The organism is Roseovarius tolerans (assembly GCF_900109855.1).
In the GTDB taxonomy this organism is placed as follows: Bacteria; Pseudomonadota; Alphaproteobacteria; order Rhodobacterales; family Rhodobacteraceae; genus Roseovarius; species Roseovarius tolerans.
Window position 1 is genome coordinate 1 of record NZ_FOBO01000032.1, and the last position, 14,310, is coordinate 14,310.

The window sequence follows — 14,310 nt, forward strand, 5'->3', positions numbered from 1 at the left end:
GTTTGTGTCCGTTCTGCGTGATGCTACCGAGCGCAAGAAGATCGAGCGCGCCAAGACGGAGGCGGTGTCGGTCGTAAGCCATGAGATGCGCACCCCACTGACTTCAATCAAAGGATCGCTTCGACTGTTGCATTCGGGAACTCTCGGCATTTTTGACAACAACGCCAAGCAAGCTTTGGATATCGCCGTACGCAATACAGAGCAGCTACTCCTTCTAGTCGACGACATCTTAGATCTGGAGAAAATCCGGGCGGGCAAAATGAAAATGGACAAGGCACCTGTCGACCTTGTGGCGCTTGTCGATGAAGTCGTCGAAATGAACAGGGGGTATGGGGACGAGTTGCGCGTCAACTTCCAGTTCGAGACAGACCTCACCGACGCGATCGCAAGTGTGTCCGCGGCACGATTTACACAAGTGCTGGCAAACCTTCTATCAAACGCAGCGAAATTCACACCTGCGGGGGAAACCGTTCAAGTCATGCTAGATTCTGAAAATGGTTTCTGGAAAATATCCGTGACGGACAAGGGGCCCGGAATTCCTGAGGAAGCGTACCACATGGTCTTCGCAAGTTTCGCTCAATTGCGCAGCCCTGATGGAAAAGAACGCAAAGGAACAGGCTTGGGTTTGGCTATTGCTCAGAGAATAGTTCATGCACACGACGGGGAGATCGACTTTGTGAGTAAATGCGGTGAAGGCACAACATTTTTTGTAAAACTACCCATGCACACAATTCAACCTCAACAGCTTGATCACGCATTTAAAATAGAGAGCACGTTGGACAATCTCAACAACCCTGAGAAGATTCTATTAGATGATGCTAAGCCATTGGAAATTTAGTCTTTGTCATGCGAGTTATTTCTATACTTGGCTGAAGTGCGACACACTAAGAGGGCGGCGTGATGAGAGAGTTGCAGCGAATACTGCACGTAGATGATGATGATGACATTCGAGCCATAGCAGCTATGGCTCTCGAGTTGATTGGTCTATTTGAGCTCCTGCAATGTGCTTCCGGCAAACAGGCAACCGAAGAAGCCGCATCTTTTAGTCCAGACCTTCTGCTTCTGGATTACATGATGCCCGACATGGATGGCAAAGAGACGCTCTGCGAGCTCCGCAAAGTTCCCGGCCTAAATGATGTACCCGTTGTATTCATGACAGCGCGGGTCAACGAAAACTTGTCAAACGATCTTCGCCGCGATGGTGCGTTGGGCGTCATAGCAAAGCCCTTTGATCCGATGGACCTCGCCGCTCAACTCCGCGCACTCTGGCAGATTTATAACGATGTTGAATCTGAGAGGGTGATGTTGAGAAGCTAACTTCCAAGGTGCCTCTAGAACGGAGCCCCCAGACAAACGTCCCTGACCCGTTTTTCATCCTCTGCCCTCCTATCCCAGTCGGGAAATCGTAGCGGAAGACTCCACCTTCAAACGGTCCAGTTTGCGGGTTTAAGATCAATTGGGACTCTGTATCGTTCTTCAAGAGCTATGCGGGATTTTGGGTGACGCGACCTGATTAAGCGGCGCGGTTTTCAGTGTCGTTTGCGGCGACATCCACCCCTTTCACCGACAACCTTCGCGATGGCGCGCGCAAGCTGACCTAACAGGCGATCCAGGCGGAACTGGCTGCGCTCATGAACGCCTTTTTCTGGCAAAGGCTCGGCGACGGACGGGCACGTCTGGTGCGTCATGGTAACTTACCCGAAGCGCACCCTTTCGTCATCCGGTGCAACCTCGCGGTCGCGCGCCTTCAGGCGGTGCACATCGAGCGCTCCGATTCCGGTCTAATGCTGCGCACCAGCCCATAGCCATGACGGACAACCCGCTGACGATCATCAGGCCGCTTGCGCGCCGGGGTCTTGGCCAACGCGTGCGCCTCCTCGTTCTGTGAGGCGGTCAAATTCTATACGAAAAGTAGAACCGACTCCCAGTTCGCTGGCATAATCAATGCTGGCGTTGTGGAGCTCGATGATCTGCTTGGTGATGTTGAGACCAAGACCAGTGCCGCCGACCTTGCGCACATCGGAGGAATCTACTTGGCTGAACTTTCCAAACACGCGGTCCTTGGCACCTTCTGGAATACCAACTCCTTCGTCTTGGACTGAAATACGTATGCGGGAGCCAAGGTTTTCCACCCTCACTTTTACCGTGCTGCCCTCTTCCGAAAATTTCAGGGCGTTCGACAGCAGATTATTCATAACTTGCATCAGGCGACTTCGGTCGCCCATGAAACGGCAATCCTCTTCGCAGGGAACTGTCGTGACATGGATACCCAACTTGGTAGCATACCCTGCCGTCGCTTCAACGGCCTCATCTACCAAGTCGTTCGCCTCGACCGGTTTGAAATGAAACGCTATCTCGCCTGCTTCAATCTTTTGCAGGTCGAGCAGATCGTCGATCAGGTTGGCAAGCCGATGCCCGTTCTTGGCCGCCATGCCGATGACGGGCTTTAGTTTATCAGGCACCTCGCCAAGTATTCCATTGTTGACTAGGTCAAGCGACCCCATGATTGAGGTTAACGGCGTTCGTAACTCGTGGCTGACAGTCGACAGGAATTGTGTCTTGACCTCCAAGGCAGCCTTAGTTGCTTCGTGTTCCGCCTTGATGAGTTTCATTTGGTCCAGCCTGTATTGATAGCTGAAATAGAATTTCACTGATATGTCGGCAATAAAGTAGAGCACGAAGATAATCGTGAAGAACTCCAGCCAGATTTCGGAACTGAGCGGCGGGACAAAACGCAACACATCAAGAAGCGCGATGTATAGGAACGCGAAAGCGTAGATACACAGACGCAAAAGCAGAATGCCGATCATTTGGCTATTGTACATTGCCGCGAAGACCGACGCAGAGAATAGGAAGAAGAGAGGCGTGAAATGCCCACCCGATGTCTGCTGAACAGCAATATTGATAACAAAAAAACTGATCGCGGTCGCGCTTAGGACTGTGTTGCGGGCGATGCGTTTGAGAATCCGTCGGCCCATGGCTGGGTCCTGACCATCCCAAGCCCTGGACTGGCGTCCGAGGAGCACGTCTAGCATCTCGGTAAGGAATACGACTCCATAGAAAGCGAATATGGAGATGGGGTCAAAGTAGCACGCCGTCAGCACGGCCGCAGCTAAAAAGCTCGCCTGCCGCTTCCAAACAAGCTGATTGGCAAGGAGTATGTAATCCTTGATCCTCTGTTCGCGACCGTCAGAGCTGAACCAATCGACCCTGGTCACCCAAAACGATTTTAGGGGCTTCATGCGTACCTCTGCCGCTGTGTTAAGTTTCAACTTTATAGCGCCAATGTGTTGAAAATCAGCCGCTCGACAGGCAAGACGCGGCTTTTACTTGCACAATCTGGGGCAGAGTTCAGAAAGTTTACATTGCTTGAGGCGGTACGCGCGGCAATCAGGCTTGGGCATCGATCACCATATGTGACCCGACCAAGGCGCACGCCGTGCTGTGGTCACGCCGCTCGGGAACGAGCCTCCTTCGAAGCGATATAAACCCCCGATAGGTCCGGAAACACAATGTTGGAATGTGGGATTTCGTCCACAGTACCGAAAACCGGCGTGCGTGCCAGAACTGCGTCGCGCTGCTCGCGAAACTTGGCGGTCAAAAGCTGGACGGGCTTTTTCAAACCGGGATAACTGCGAGGTTTCATCGCCACGTCATAGCCGAGATAGCGGCGGTAAAACGCGGCATGCTCTGGCCGCACTGGGGCAAGGGCCAAGTCGATGTCGTAGAACATGGCAGCGAGAAACGGGATGCGCAGAGCCAAAAAATGCAATGGCACTCGATTCTTTCGGGCCTCGGGATCGATCACGAATCGGGTCGGATCGAGAACCGTTTGTCCGCGCTTGAGATTATCCAAAACCTCGGGAAAAACTTCCAGCGTCGGCGATATGAGACAGAGCTTCGATACAAGATGCAGCCGCACCGACGCCAAAACCTTCCCATCCATTTCAACCCCGACGTGGACGCAATTCGCAGTCTCGTCGAATGCGTCGGCCATGATTCCGCGCTCGTTTTCCGCAATCGACCGTTCGGCGCGATAGCATTTGTAGCGCAGACGATATACGTCCTCGAGGTCCTGGCTTTCCGTGAGAACCTTATAGCGAGAGTGCTTCAACGCCTCGATAACTTGCTTTTTCATGATGGGTCCTTCCATCCGTGCGCGACTACGGCGCTGCCTTGCACACGAGGAGGTCGCTATAACCGCGATATACGGAGTTCTGCCTCAGGATCTCGAAACCCGCAGAAGTGATAGCCGATGCTATCTCTGCCTCGGTGTGCGTCCAGTAGACGCCTTCCTGTTGTGCTTTGAGGATTGCCTTGTTCTGCTTGGCGATTTCTCGCCCCTGCCAGAAGACCTGAAGCGCGCCGAGAAGGCCGCGTTCTTTTTTCAGGTTTGAGAACAGATACCTGCGCCAGTCGGCTACATTCATGTAACGACCGAGATCTACGAGATAAAGCCATCCACCGGGGCGGAGCAACCGTCGCAGGTCGCGTAAACGTAGCTCGTGCTCAGGCATCGCGTAAAGTGCGTGAACGCAGATGACAAGATCGGCAGCACCCTGCCCATCAATCTCTTCAATCGCTCGTGTGTCGTATGTGATATTTCCGTAAGCTGCCAATTTGGCCTTTGCCAATCCGATCATGCCTGCATCGGGTTCAACTAAGCGGATTTCGCTGCCGGGACAGGTTCGAGCTGCGATTTCGGTATAGGTGCCTGTTCCTCCGCCGATGTCATAGATCAAACGCGGCGTCTTGATTGCTGCAAGAAAGTCTTCGAACTCGTGCATAAGCGCCAGATACTCTGGGTTGTGTGTAGACAGAAGGTCGTAGGCAACTGCATAGGCGCTCCAATCGACAGATGCCGACCGGTCATCGACTTTAGACCTGTCGAAATTCATGGGGCTACGCCCCTCAGCACTCGCGTGTGACGGCATGAAAGAGAGACTCCAAGATTTGATTGGGAATGGCTTGCTGAACGACCTCTATTGTTAACAACAGGTTACGTCACGAAGCTGATATTGCAAGGGCATTTGTTAACAATTCGCGCGATTGGGGCTTCAACGTTTCTGATTTGGCAACAGGCTGCATGCCCACTGTTGCATGGGACCTAGGTAATCCCTGGGTAAGACTCTATTATAGGTAGATCAATCATCGCCCAAAAATACACTTTAAAATCAGGGAACAACATAAAATTGCAACGCGGATCGACTGAAAATTCTAGCGTCTTAGAGCCAAGAGAGCTCGCCGTTTCGACCGAGTGAGACATCCCGACCCACTCCACAGCGACTGCGGTCCGCAGCAAGAAAAATGTGCTCCAAAAAAGGCGACGGAGGCTAATTCCGAGCGCAAATTGTGCTGATCCGACAAAATGCCACCGCAATTCTGAGCGATACATCGGTGAATCTATTGGGCGGAATGAATCTGGAGGCGGAATGAAAGTACACGCATTCGATAACGACCAGGCCATGCTTGATCTCGTCATGCATTTTCTAGGCATCGCAACTCATCACAACGTCAACGCGGCCCCGTCGGCGATGGCGGCTCTCAAGTCTGTCTCCGAAGAGGAAGTTTAGAATTCTCTTCGATATCGAGAATATCGCACTTGGATGTCACGTTAGATTTGAGCAGCCTGATCTGACTGTTTCAATTTGATTGTAGGTTTAACTCGCCCACTATCCCTCAGCATGAGACAGGCCCGGGCATCCGCTCAGAAATGCGCAAAGGCATAGATGTAAACATGGGTCCGTTACTCCGGCCCGAGCCGCATGCATGACCCGCCATTTAACAAAGGCGACCGTTATTCGGTTTTATTGACGGAACGTCGAGACCCTATCTTCTCCACAACCGCTCAATGCGACCGGCACTGACTTACAAGCCAGAATGCCATAGCAGTGCAGCACACTTGCGATAACCGTGCCTCCCCTATTGCATCGTCAGCCCGATTGCCTCGCCAACCTGCGGGCATTCTGGCGTTGAGCCTTGGCGGGGAGGGGAAGCCCGCACAGCAAAAAACCTCCTGTGAACAGGAGGTTATGCAAAGTATAGTATTTATGGTTGCGGGAGGGCGATTTGGCTTATGCCGAACCAATGCTTTACTAACGCGAAAAGAGTAGCCGTGGTCCTGAACTAGCAATGGCGTGTCCACTTCACGCCACCACAATTACGCCAATTTTTTGTGTAACGTGAAAGCCAACATGAGCCTTAACCACCGAGAGCACGTCTAATTCGGCCCTGTATCCGGTTCGCGACAAGTCATCAGCGGAAAAGCGCGTCCGGAAAGCTCTTGAAAGTCTTTGAGAACAAGATGCGAGACAAATCTGAACCAGATAAAAAGCTAGTCAGGTCACGCCCTGAGGAACATAGCTCCACGGGAGCCGGTCCGATTGATCCGCACCTTCAGGCCATTAGGTCCTTAATTGAACTGGATGATGAACCTCAAGCCGTGGGGCGGGCCGGATTTGCGCAAACTGAAGCAGATAACCCTGCACCGGACACGAGGGACCCGGCTTCCGCTCCCTCCAATCACAAAACCTCCCTAGCGCAATGGTTGCTGGAGCTCGGCGCATCCTTCTTTAGGCGCCCCGATGCCCCAAGGATTCTATCCATACTTCTTCTGCTTACGGTTTTTGTCTGGCGCCCGGGCTTCATTATATTCTTGGTCCTAGTGGGTTTGATGATAGGGGTTGTGCTCTACTTTTCTTTTGGTCCCGACCAGGTTCAGAACTGGGTGATTTCGCGCTACCGTCGCTTGGCGGCTCGAGACCCGGACGCAGCGGAGCGCATTAGGCGGCGTGCCGCAGCAGCCAGCCAAAGGCTGTCCGCGGTGATCGAGAAACTACCCGAACGCTGGACCGCCGGCTTGTATCTACCTGATTTCGAGGAACCGGCGGACCTACCAGAGAAATGGAACTCCGATCCGTTTGATCGCCTTAAAAAACAATCACACGGCCAGTAGCCCCGCAAGACTGCGCCAGCGGAACCCGTTTCACCCGTTGCGGGATTTCAGCTGTCCATGGTTAAGACCAACCCGAGCAGAAGCCCTCCGATGACCACCAATCCGACCAGTATGAGTGCACTCGACATGGAGGCCCCCGCATGTTGATTTCCAGCTGGGGTCATTCATCGGAGAGAGCCACCACCTCAGGCAAGCGCCGCGGAGGCTGTCACTCTAAGGGTGTTGCGGGAATGTCGGTGTCATCGGCGGAGAGGCACTTATCGGGGCACTTTCCTCGCGGTTTTCCGCCGAGGGCCGCATCGGATTAAAGCTAAAGATGTGGTGGCTGGGGTGCTAGGAGACCCTCAAAGGTCAAGATTTGCCTCGGAAACCTCAACCTTCTGCCCTTCGCGGGGCATTTCGCGCGCGGGCTCGCCTAGACGATGTGCGCACCCACGACCTGCGCCACACCTACGCATCGAACGCGGTATCGTCGGGCATGCCGATCCAGATGGTCGGGCGGCTTCAGCTCGATCATGTCAGACACCAGGCGATCTTCATCGGCGCGGCCAACTGGCAGACATTGATCTGGGCAGTAGTTTCAGCCGTGTAGGAGCTTGTCAGCTTTGCCGGGATTGCTGGCACGGCCAATCATGATGTCCGGAAAGAATTTCCCTTTCTCCTTACACAACATGTGGGTTATCAATTGCGCAAATTGATATGCTGCGTCGTCAAGATTTTCCGGGAGGCCCCATGATTGGAAAAGCACGCCCACTGACCAGCGGTACGACGATCTGGCTAAGGGTGGCGGCGAGCTGCCTTGGCCTGTGCTTGTCCGTGCTGCCCGCGAGGTCGCAAGATTTGGCCATCGACGCACTGATTGTCGACATCGACCAGCGGTCGGGGCAATACAGACAGCTGACGGAAATTCTTCAGGGGGCCGATGCGGCCCGCGCGTTGGCAGCCTTCGACGTCATGCTGGAGACCGGGGACAAGATGATGCGGGAGACTGCAATCGCCGCGGCCATGTCCGCGACCGACGAACGGCTCCGCGCCCGCGCCTTGTGGGAGACGCTCTTGCAGAAGGACTCTGTCACACTGGTTGTCAACACGGAGGGCCTCGACGATGACGCCCGCGCCGCGCTCGACAGCTGGATCGGCGCGGTCAGCACTTGGGGCATCACCGACCGCATCTCCGAGACTCAATGCTTGAACCTCTATGGCGCAGGCGAGTGCCGGGAGGATTACCATCTCTCAGTCTCGGGCCTGAAGGTCGATATGAGCTACAGGGGCAAAATCGAGGGCGGCCTGACGCTGAACCCCGAAGGTCTTCTCTTCGGTGAGGTGACGAACGTGACAACCAAAGCCGTTTATCCCGCCACCATTCAACTGAGGTGACCATGCTTCGACCGACGATCCTTGCTGCCTGCGCAGCCCTCGCCCTTCCCGCCTTCGCTCAGGTCTCTCTCGACGAGATCGATGCGGCAGCCGATGCGATGGACACTGAAATGGAGGAATTCCGCAAGCGCCTCAACGATCCCGACCCGGACCGGGCGCTTGCGGTACTGCAACTGCTGATCAGTAAGGGCGATGCCGATCAGCGACGGATGGCGGTGCGGCACGGGCTTCAAAGCACGGATCGTGCTATTCGCGCCACGACACTGCGCGCGATCTTCGACGCCGAACCGACGCTCCGTGTCGTCGTCGATCCCATAGACGAGGAGCCCACGGTGCATTTCGCAAACGAAGTGAACCGGTTGGGCGGTGTCATCGATGCTGAAGGTGCCGGCTCGATCACGTTCAAGGTCAACGGTTATAAGGAAGAGGAAGCCTGCTGGACCTACTCGCGCTACGAGAGCTGCCTCCTGCGAATGCGCGGTGAGGCGGTGAGCCTCTGGCTCGGCGATAGTTGGGGATCCTATGAACTGAACGGGTCGGGCCAGCTGGAGGGTGAGCAAGCGGTCAAGCAGAACCTGTCCAAAGGCGTCATCGACCTTTCCGAATAAGCTCAGAACCCTTCAGTCGATCGACACGGCGTCCAGTCTCACCGGCGATGCGCCTCCCCAGCTCGACCGGATGGTAATGGTCACGGTGTGGGCAAAGCGTTCTCCGATCCGTAGATCGAATTCTCCGTCCGGTGTCATCTCGGGGGCCGGAATAGACGAGGGGCGGGGCCGGGCAGCATCGGTAGAGCTGTCCGTGACAATCCCGATCTCGCGGGGTATCGCGGACCCAGTCCCAACGGCCGTACGCAGTCGGATACGGCTCAGCCGGTCCGTCCGCGCAAGACGAAGGGTCAGGTGAACCGGCTCGGGCCCGAGTTGGAAGATCCAGGCGCCTTCCTCGGCCAGCATCGCCGCCGGGTCGACGGCATCGTCAACAGGATGCGCAGACCAGCTTACCGCGTCCAACGGATCGCCCTGCGGAAGGGTCACGATGCGATCGACATCCTTCGCGTCCTTCGCCACTTCGGGCGCGGGCCCGGTGGGCCGCGCCTCCAGGATCTGACCGACCAACGTCATGACCGAATCCATCCGCATGGCCAGCGCCTCGTTCGCGCTGCTCGCCTTAAGCACCATCGCGACAGGCGTCGTGCCGCTGAATGCCACCGCCCCAGAGGTGCCTCCAAATAGGTCGGCCCGCTCGCCGGGGGCAGGCACGAGGCGCACAAGCTTCGGACCGCTGGAATGGACCACGAGCCGGCGGCCCTCGAACACCTGTTGTCGCGGTCGCTGCAGCATGAGCTGCGTCCCCGGCGTCAGCTTGTCGTCAAGGCGCCGCGGCAGGCTGCCCCATTCGTTGCCGCATGCCGCCTCGAGCCCGCCCCGCACAACACCCAGCGAGATGTCCGCATCATCGGGTGCGACATAGACGATCGTTGCCGTCCCAATCGGTCCCCCGGCCCGGCCCGAGCCGAGGCGGATTCCATCCATGCTGCGCCCGTGAACATGCGTCGGAAGGATAACGTAGCAATTCCCGCCTTGGCGTATCAGCAGCCCCGCGCCGCTGCCTTGCTCCACGGTGACGACGCTCGCCTGGACGGACAGTGAGGCTGCACAGGCCATAAGCAAGCCTGAGAGGACCGCTATGCATGCCCGAAGTTTTGCGGTAGCTTTAGCGTCTATGGGGACCGGAGACGAAATCATGGGTTGGAACCGTCGGTTTGGAAATTCAGTGAAGCTCACGCTCAGCCTACTCATAGCCGGTTCCGTTGCGCATGCCCAGATTGTTGAGTTCCCTCTCGCGCAGGACGGCGCGTATTACGAACGCTTGGACGAATGGGGCCGTGTCAGCGGTGACATCGTCATGGGCGTGATGATCGGACCTGGGCCGGGAAGAGTGGAAGGCTGGGAGGACCGGAAGATACCGCTCGCCGACGACCTGCCGCGCAGCACGGCTGATGTCGCGGTTCTTCACCTGCCGCCCGCTTCGTCGGAGCCGGGTAACACGGAACCCCGGCCCTACTGTGTACGTATCAATTCCAAGGATGGCCGCTTTGAGGCCGTCAACACCTACGCGATCGCCACCGAACTGACGGCCACCGGAGGCGTCTTTCCATACCATGGGGAATACAGGAAAGACCTCGACAAAATGCTCGCCGTCTCGCTGGTGAAGGCGGGGCGCTGCGGCGACCGCACCGAACTGGTTGTGCCGTCCGTCTGGAGAGAAAGCAATCAAGGCGACAAGGTGGAGGCGCTGCACGTCTTCATTAATTCCGCTGGCAACCCGACGATCGCGGTGCCCGGCTCCGATCCGGGTTACGTACCCTGCAATGACGTGTCCGACGCCTCCACGCTGAAATACACCGCCGCCTGCATTCTGCCTCTCGACACGCTGACACCGCATCGGAGGGATGGGCGTGTGACGCTCACCTTCTACGTCACCCGCAGCCTTGGTGAGGAAAGCTTCGAGATCGACGTAGTCCTGCCGGACGGCGGTGGCTGACATGTCCGCGGCGCCCGACGACCGCGCGGAGCCGCACGAAGGCAAGGGCAGACGGGGTCCGTCCCTGACCAACGTTATGCGCGTGGTGCTCGTATCGTTCATTGCCCTCTTCATCGCGTACTGGATCTTCTTCGAACGATACCTCTCACGCTCCATCATCGTCGATGCGCAAACCGGCGCGCTGAAGGTGGTGCTCGAAGCCGAGCTGAGTGGCAAGGCGTTCCGCGATCTCTGGTATTGCGAACGGATCGGCGACAACGAGAGGGCAAAGGCTGTCCCGTCCTCGGCCGCGGGGTGTCCCTCGCGAACCCATCATTGGGTAGGACCAGATCCTCTTGCGACACCGATCTTACCGGCGGGCACCGAACTCGAAATCACGTCCTTTCCGAACGCGCTTCGGATAGACATCACCTCTCTGCCTGAGAGATTTGCAGGCTCCGACATCGGCCGGCTCGAGGCAGGCGCCCTTCTGCTCGAGAGCCGTGCTGCGCTCGATGCGCTCGGCACGTTGCCGTTGAGCGGGAAAGTCGAGATCGGGGCACGCTTTTCGGAAACCGACCGGCTCTCCATCGTGAACGGGAGCTATCAAGTTCGTGGATACTCGCTGACCGGCCTGGCCCGTGGCGAGATGCGCCAGCTGCGCGGAGGGGCGCTTTTGGCCGGAGCGCGGGTCCGGTTCGTGGAGCCGGACGGAGAGACGGCGACTGGGCATGTCGCGGTCATGTTCCCCGATCCTGAAAGCGCACTCATGCGAGTGACAGCAATGTCGGACCGCATACGCAGGCCGGACAACAGCGAATGGGAACCAGTGAACAACAATTTGGGCATCCGGTATTATTTCACGCGTGAGGTGTTAATCCGCCCCTCCTTCCTCGAGTCGCTGATCCTCGACCCTATGCTTCAACTCTTGGCCATGGTGTTCGGCGCGATCGCCGGCTATGGCTGGCTGGAACGCCTGCTCACGGTCCGAAGCAAGAAGACGTCTTTGTGAGAGTTCCTGCAGCGTGATTTCCTCACGCCCGCGGATAATATCCGCGTCTCGCCCTTTGTTTCGCATTCCGCACCTGTACGAGCCGCGTCTGCAGCAGTCCGCGAGAATTTTTGACGAGTCGACCTCACCTGCAGTATCTGCGGATGACCGGCCCTCCTCTGTCGGCTCCCCGCGTCGATCTCAAAACTGGCAATTGCGACAACATTGAGACCCAAATTCTGGCTGATCAGATGAGCACCCCGTTCCGCTGGATGAGCGGATCGAAAAGGCGGCTGCAAAGTTTCGGTGGGTTTGATCGGCCCATGGCTGGCTTTCAAGACATATCCGATTGCTACGTGTGGCATCAGTAGCCGAGTAATTAAACTCGTGCTCACAAAACTGAGGAGGCTCTGCTTATCGAACTTCCACTGACGATGCCGCCCGCCGGCGATCTCAGCCCCGTTCGTCGTCGCCTTGAAGGGTTTCGATCTGATGAGCCAATTGCGATTTTTCCTGGTCGCTAAAGCGGGAACGGTTTCTGAGCCAATATGAGCTGCAGCGCCTTGGGCAAACGCTGGCCGAGGCCGAGCGCGACGGATCGGAGACGCCTTACGTGATCGCGGCCTTCCGGCTGTTGATCCTGACCGGCTGTCGCTTGGGCGAGATACAGACCCTGCAATGGAGCTTCATCACCGATCACGGCATGGAGCTGCCCGACACCAAGACCGGCGCACGGCGCATCCCCCTGCCCCAAGCCGCACGCGCGGTGCTGAGCGCCCTGCCCCGTCTGCCTGACAACCCTTACGTTATCGCGGGCAAGGTGCCGGGCCGCTATGCCACCGACCTGCAAGCCCCATGGCGGCGCATCCGCGCGCGGGCTGGTCTTCACGATGTGCGCATCCACGACCTGCGCCACACCTACGCATCCAACGCGGTATCGTCGGGCATGCCGATTCAGATGGTCGGGCGGTTGCTGGGGCACACCCAGATACAGACCACCATGCGTTACGCGCACCTTGCCGATGATCCCGTAAGGCGGGCGGCAGAGGAAAACGCGGATCGCCTAAGCGGGTTTGTCAGTGGCAACGCGGACAGCGCACCCAAGCTTAAGCTTGTCGGTCAGCCCGACTGACATAAAACCGCTCGGATGTGCGTCAATTTGATCCAGCCAGCCATCATAGACGTAGAAGATGCTTGTATGTGGCGAGTGATTTGAACCGTTTTTTGAATGGAAATGAAAGGACAGTGTATGAACCGTCGTAATATTGTTAAGTCGCTCGCTTTTGCTGGCATCATCGCTTCTGTGGGTGCCTGCGCACAAACTGATGACGGCGATGATATCGTCGATATCGCGGCCTCGAATCCTGAATTCTCAACACTCGTCACCGCTGTTAAGGCTGCCGGTCTTGTGGACACTCTGAAAGGTCCGGGGCCATTCACCGTCTTTGCACCGACCAATGCGGCCTTCGCCGCTCTGCCCGAAGGCACGGTGGAAACTCTGCTGAAGCCCGAGAACAAAGATCAGCTCACGAGCATTCTCACCTATCATGTGGTGCCGGGCGCAGTAACCTCCGACCAGATCCTTGGCACCCGGATGGACGTCACGACTGTGCAGGGTAGCACCGTCAATGTCGACGGTACCGGTGGCAAGTACGGTGCGGCTGTCCGCGTGAATGATGCAAACGTCACGTCTGCAGATATCATGGCGACCAATGGCGTTATCCACGTCATCGACAAAGTGCTTTTGCCCTAACTCAATCTGTAAGTAAGACGCGATAGCCCGACGGACCTATGTCCGTCGGGCTTCTTTATTGTCTATAAGGAGAAGACCGGTTGGGCTGAGTAGCCCACGCTTAAGCTAACCCACCCATAGTATCAGATATAGGGCTTGTATCTGGTATTGTAGATGCTTTTCTTGATAATTCTGGCATCCTCGAACACCCACGGATGTCACCGAAGACCCGGCTTACGAGTGGGCAGCGAGTTCCTACGAAACTAGTTACTTGTGCTAATGTGTATGCTCGTTGCGCGGTTGCCACACCCTTGAGTGCGTTTCTATTGCTTCCACAGTGCTTCCACGCCCAAATCGCCAACGCGGATAGCGGCGTCTGAGCGCCGCATAACTTACTGTAATTAATTAGATATTTTGGTTGCGGGAGTAGGATTTGAACCTACGACCTTCAGGTTATGAGCCTGACGAGCTACCGGACTGCTCCATCCCGCGACGCTTTGTTTTGGGCGTTTGGCCCGTATCGGCATTTCCCGTTTTGGGATTTGGCCGTTTTGGTGTTGCCCCATCGGGAGAGTGTTGGGGCTTGGTGTCATCGTTGAGAGATACGTTTTGTGTTTCGGATTTTACCAGGTTTGGCGGCGACCTACTCTCCCACGTCTTGAGACGCAGTACCATTGGCGCGACGGCACTTAACGGCCGGGTTCGGGATGGGACCGGGTGTTTTGCTCG

14 protein-coding genes, 1 tRNA gene, 1 rRNA gene and 1 pseudogene are annotated in these 14,310 nt (G+C 56.7%); 11 read left to right on the top strand and 6 right to left on the bottom strand.

Annotation, left to right across the window (positions count from 1 at the left end; translation table 11 throughout):
- The 3 genes and pseudogenes from BMX04_RS18425 to BMX04_RS19695 all read left to right on the top strand — a co-directional run.
- Positions 1 to 838: sensor histidine kinase (locus tag BMX04_RS18425; RefSeq protein WP_139194632.1), on the top strand; the 838-nt coding region annotated here is incomplete at its 5' end.
- Positions 839 to 900: 62 nt separating this feature from the next.
- Positions 901 to 1,317 carry a response regulator gene (locus BMX04_RS18430; RefSeq protein ID WP_074787314.1) on the top strand — a complete coding sequence of 139 codons (417 nt, stop codon included), beginning with the start codon at positions 901 to 903 and terminating at the stop codon, positions 1,315 to 1,317.
- A 215-nt stretch (positions 1,318 to 1,532) separates the two neighbouring features.
- Positions 1,533 to 1,703, top strand: a pseudogene (locus tag BMX04_RS19695) (IS256 family transposase); the annotation flags it as partial.
- A 129-nt stretch (positions 1,704 to 1,832) separates the two neighbouring features.
- Here BMX04_RS19695 and BMX04_RS18435 read toward each other — a convergent pair.
- The 3 genes from BMX04_RS18435 to BMX04_RS18445 all read right to left on the bottom strand — a co-directional run bounded on the left by BMX04_RS18435 (position 1,833) and on the right by BMX04_RS18445 (position 4,898).
- Complete coding sequence (locus tag BMX04_RS18435) at positions 1,833 to 3,272, bottom strand: sensor histidine kinase (protein ID WP_244888591.1); 1,440 nt, start codon at positions 3,270 to 3,272, stop codon at positions 1,833 to 1,835.
- A gap of 176 nt (positions 3,273 to 3,448) precedes the next feature.
- Entirely contained in the window at positions 3,449 to 4,138 is a 690-nt protein-coding gene (locus BMX04_RS18440; protein WP_074788312.1) for an N-acyl amino acid synthase FeeM domain-containing protein, read from the bottom strand.
- Positions 4,139 to 4,163: 25 nt separating this feature from the next.
- A complete protein-coding gene (locus tag BMX04_RS18445; protein WP_244888592.1) occupies positions 4,164 to 4,898 on the bottom strand; it encodes a class I SAM-dependent methyltransferase in 735 nt (244 codons plus the stop codon).
- A gap of 1,385 nt (positions 4,899 to 6,283) precedes the next feature.
- Here BMX04_RS18445 and BMX04_RS18450 point away from each other — a divergent pair.
- The 4 genes from BMX04_RS18450 (at position 6,284) to BMX04_RS18460 (ending at position 8,940) form a co-directional block, all read left to right on the top strand.
- Complete coding sequence (locus tag BMX04_RS18450) at positions 6,284 to 6,955, top strand: hypothetical protein (protein ID WP_074788314.1); 672 nt, start codon at positions 6,284 to 6,286, stop codon at positions 6,953 to 6,955.
- Positions 6,956 to 7,379: 424 nt separating this feature from the next.
- Entirely contained in the window at positions 7,380 to 7,547 is a 168-nt protein-coding gene (locus BMX04_RS19700; RefSeq protein ID WP_244888593.1) for a hypothetical protein, read from the top strand.
- A gap of 140 nt (positions 7,548 to 7,687) precedes the next feature.
- The gene (locus tag BMX04_RS18455; protein WP_074788315.1) at positions 7,688 to 8,332 is read left to right on the top strand and encodes a hypothetical protein; all 645 of its coding nucleotides are present in this window, start codon (positions 7,688 to 7,690) and stop codon (positions 8,330 to 8,332) included.
- A gap of 2 nt (positions 8,333 to 8,334) precedes the next feature.
- Positions 8,335 to 8,940, top strand: a complete 606-nt coding sequence (locus BMX04_RS18460; RefSeq protein ID WP_074788316.1) for a hypothetical protein — start codon at positions 8,335 to 8,337, stop codon at positions 8,938 to 8,940.
- A 12-nt stretch (positions 8,941 to 8,952) separates the two neighbouring features.
- On the opposite strand, the gene BMX04_RS18465 is transcribed toward BMX04_RS18460, so the two are convergent.
- Positions 8,953 to 9,867, bottom strand: a complete 915-nt coding sequence (locus BMX04_RS18465; RefSeq protein WP_139194633.1) for a hypothetical protein — start codon at positions 9,865 to 9,867, stop codon at positions 8,953 to 8,955.
- 211 nt (positions 9,868 to 10,078) lie between these two features.
- Between BMX04_RS18465 and BMX04_RS18470 the strand changes: the two genes are divergently transcribed.
- The 4 genes from BMX04_RS18470 (at position 10,079) to BMX04_RS18485 (ending at position 13,602) form a co-directional block, all read left to right on the top strand.
- Positions 10,079 to 10,879 (top strand): hypothetical protein, encoded by an 801-nt coding sequence (locus BMX04_RS18470; protein ID WP_175477414.1) that lies wholly within the window; start codon positions 10,079 to 10,081, stop codon positions 10,877 to 10,879.
- Position 10,880: 1 nt separating this feature from the next.
- Entirely contained in the window at positions 10,881 to 11,870 is a 990-nt protein-coding gene (locus BMX04_RS18475) for a hypothetical protein (protein WP_074788319.1), read from the top strand.
- Positions 11,871 to 12,387: 517 nt separating this feature from the next.
- Positions 12,388 to 12,981 (top strand): site-specific integrase, encoded by a 594-nt coding sequence (locus BMX04_RS18480; RefSeq protein ID WP_276325625.1) that lies wholly within the window; start codon positions 12,388 to 12,390, stop codon positions 12,979 to 12,981.
- Between the two features lie 117 nt (positions 12,982 to 13,098).
- The gene (locus BMX04_RS18485; protein ID WP_074788320.1) at positions 13,099 to 13,602 is read left to right on the top strand and encodes a fasciclin domain-containing protein; all 504 of its coding nucleotides are present in this window, start codon (positions 13,099 to 13,101) and stop codon (positions 13,600 to 13,602) included.
- Positions 13,603 to 13,996: 394 nt separating this feature from the next.
- On the opposite strand, the gene BMX04_RS18490 is transcribed toward BMX04_RS18485, so the two are convergent.
- Positions 13,997 to 14,073 (bottom strand) — tRNA-Met (locus BMX04_RS18490).
- Between the two features lie 138 nt (positions 14,074 to 14,211).
- A 5S ribosomal RNA gene (gene rrf / locus BMX04_RS18495) occupies positions 14,212 to 14,310 on the bottom strand; the annotation flags it as partial.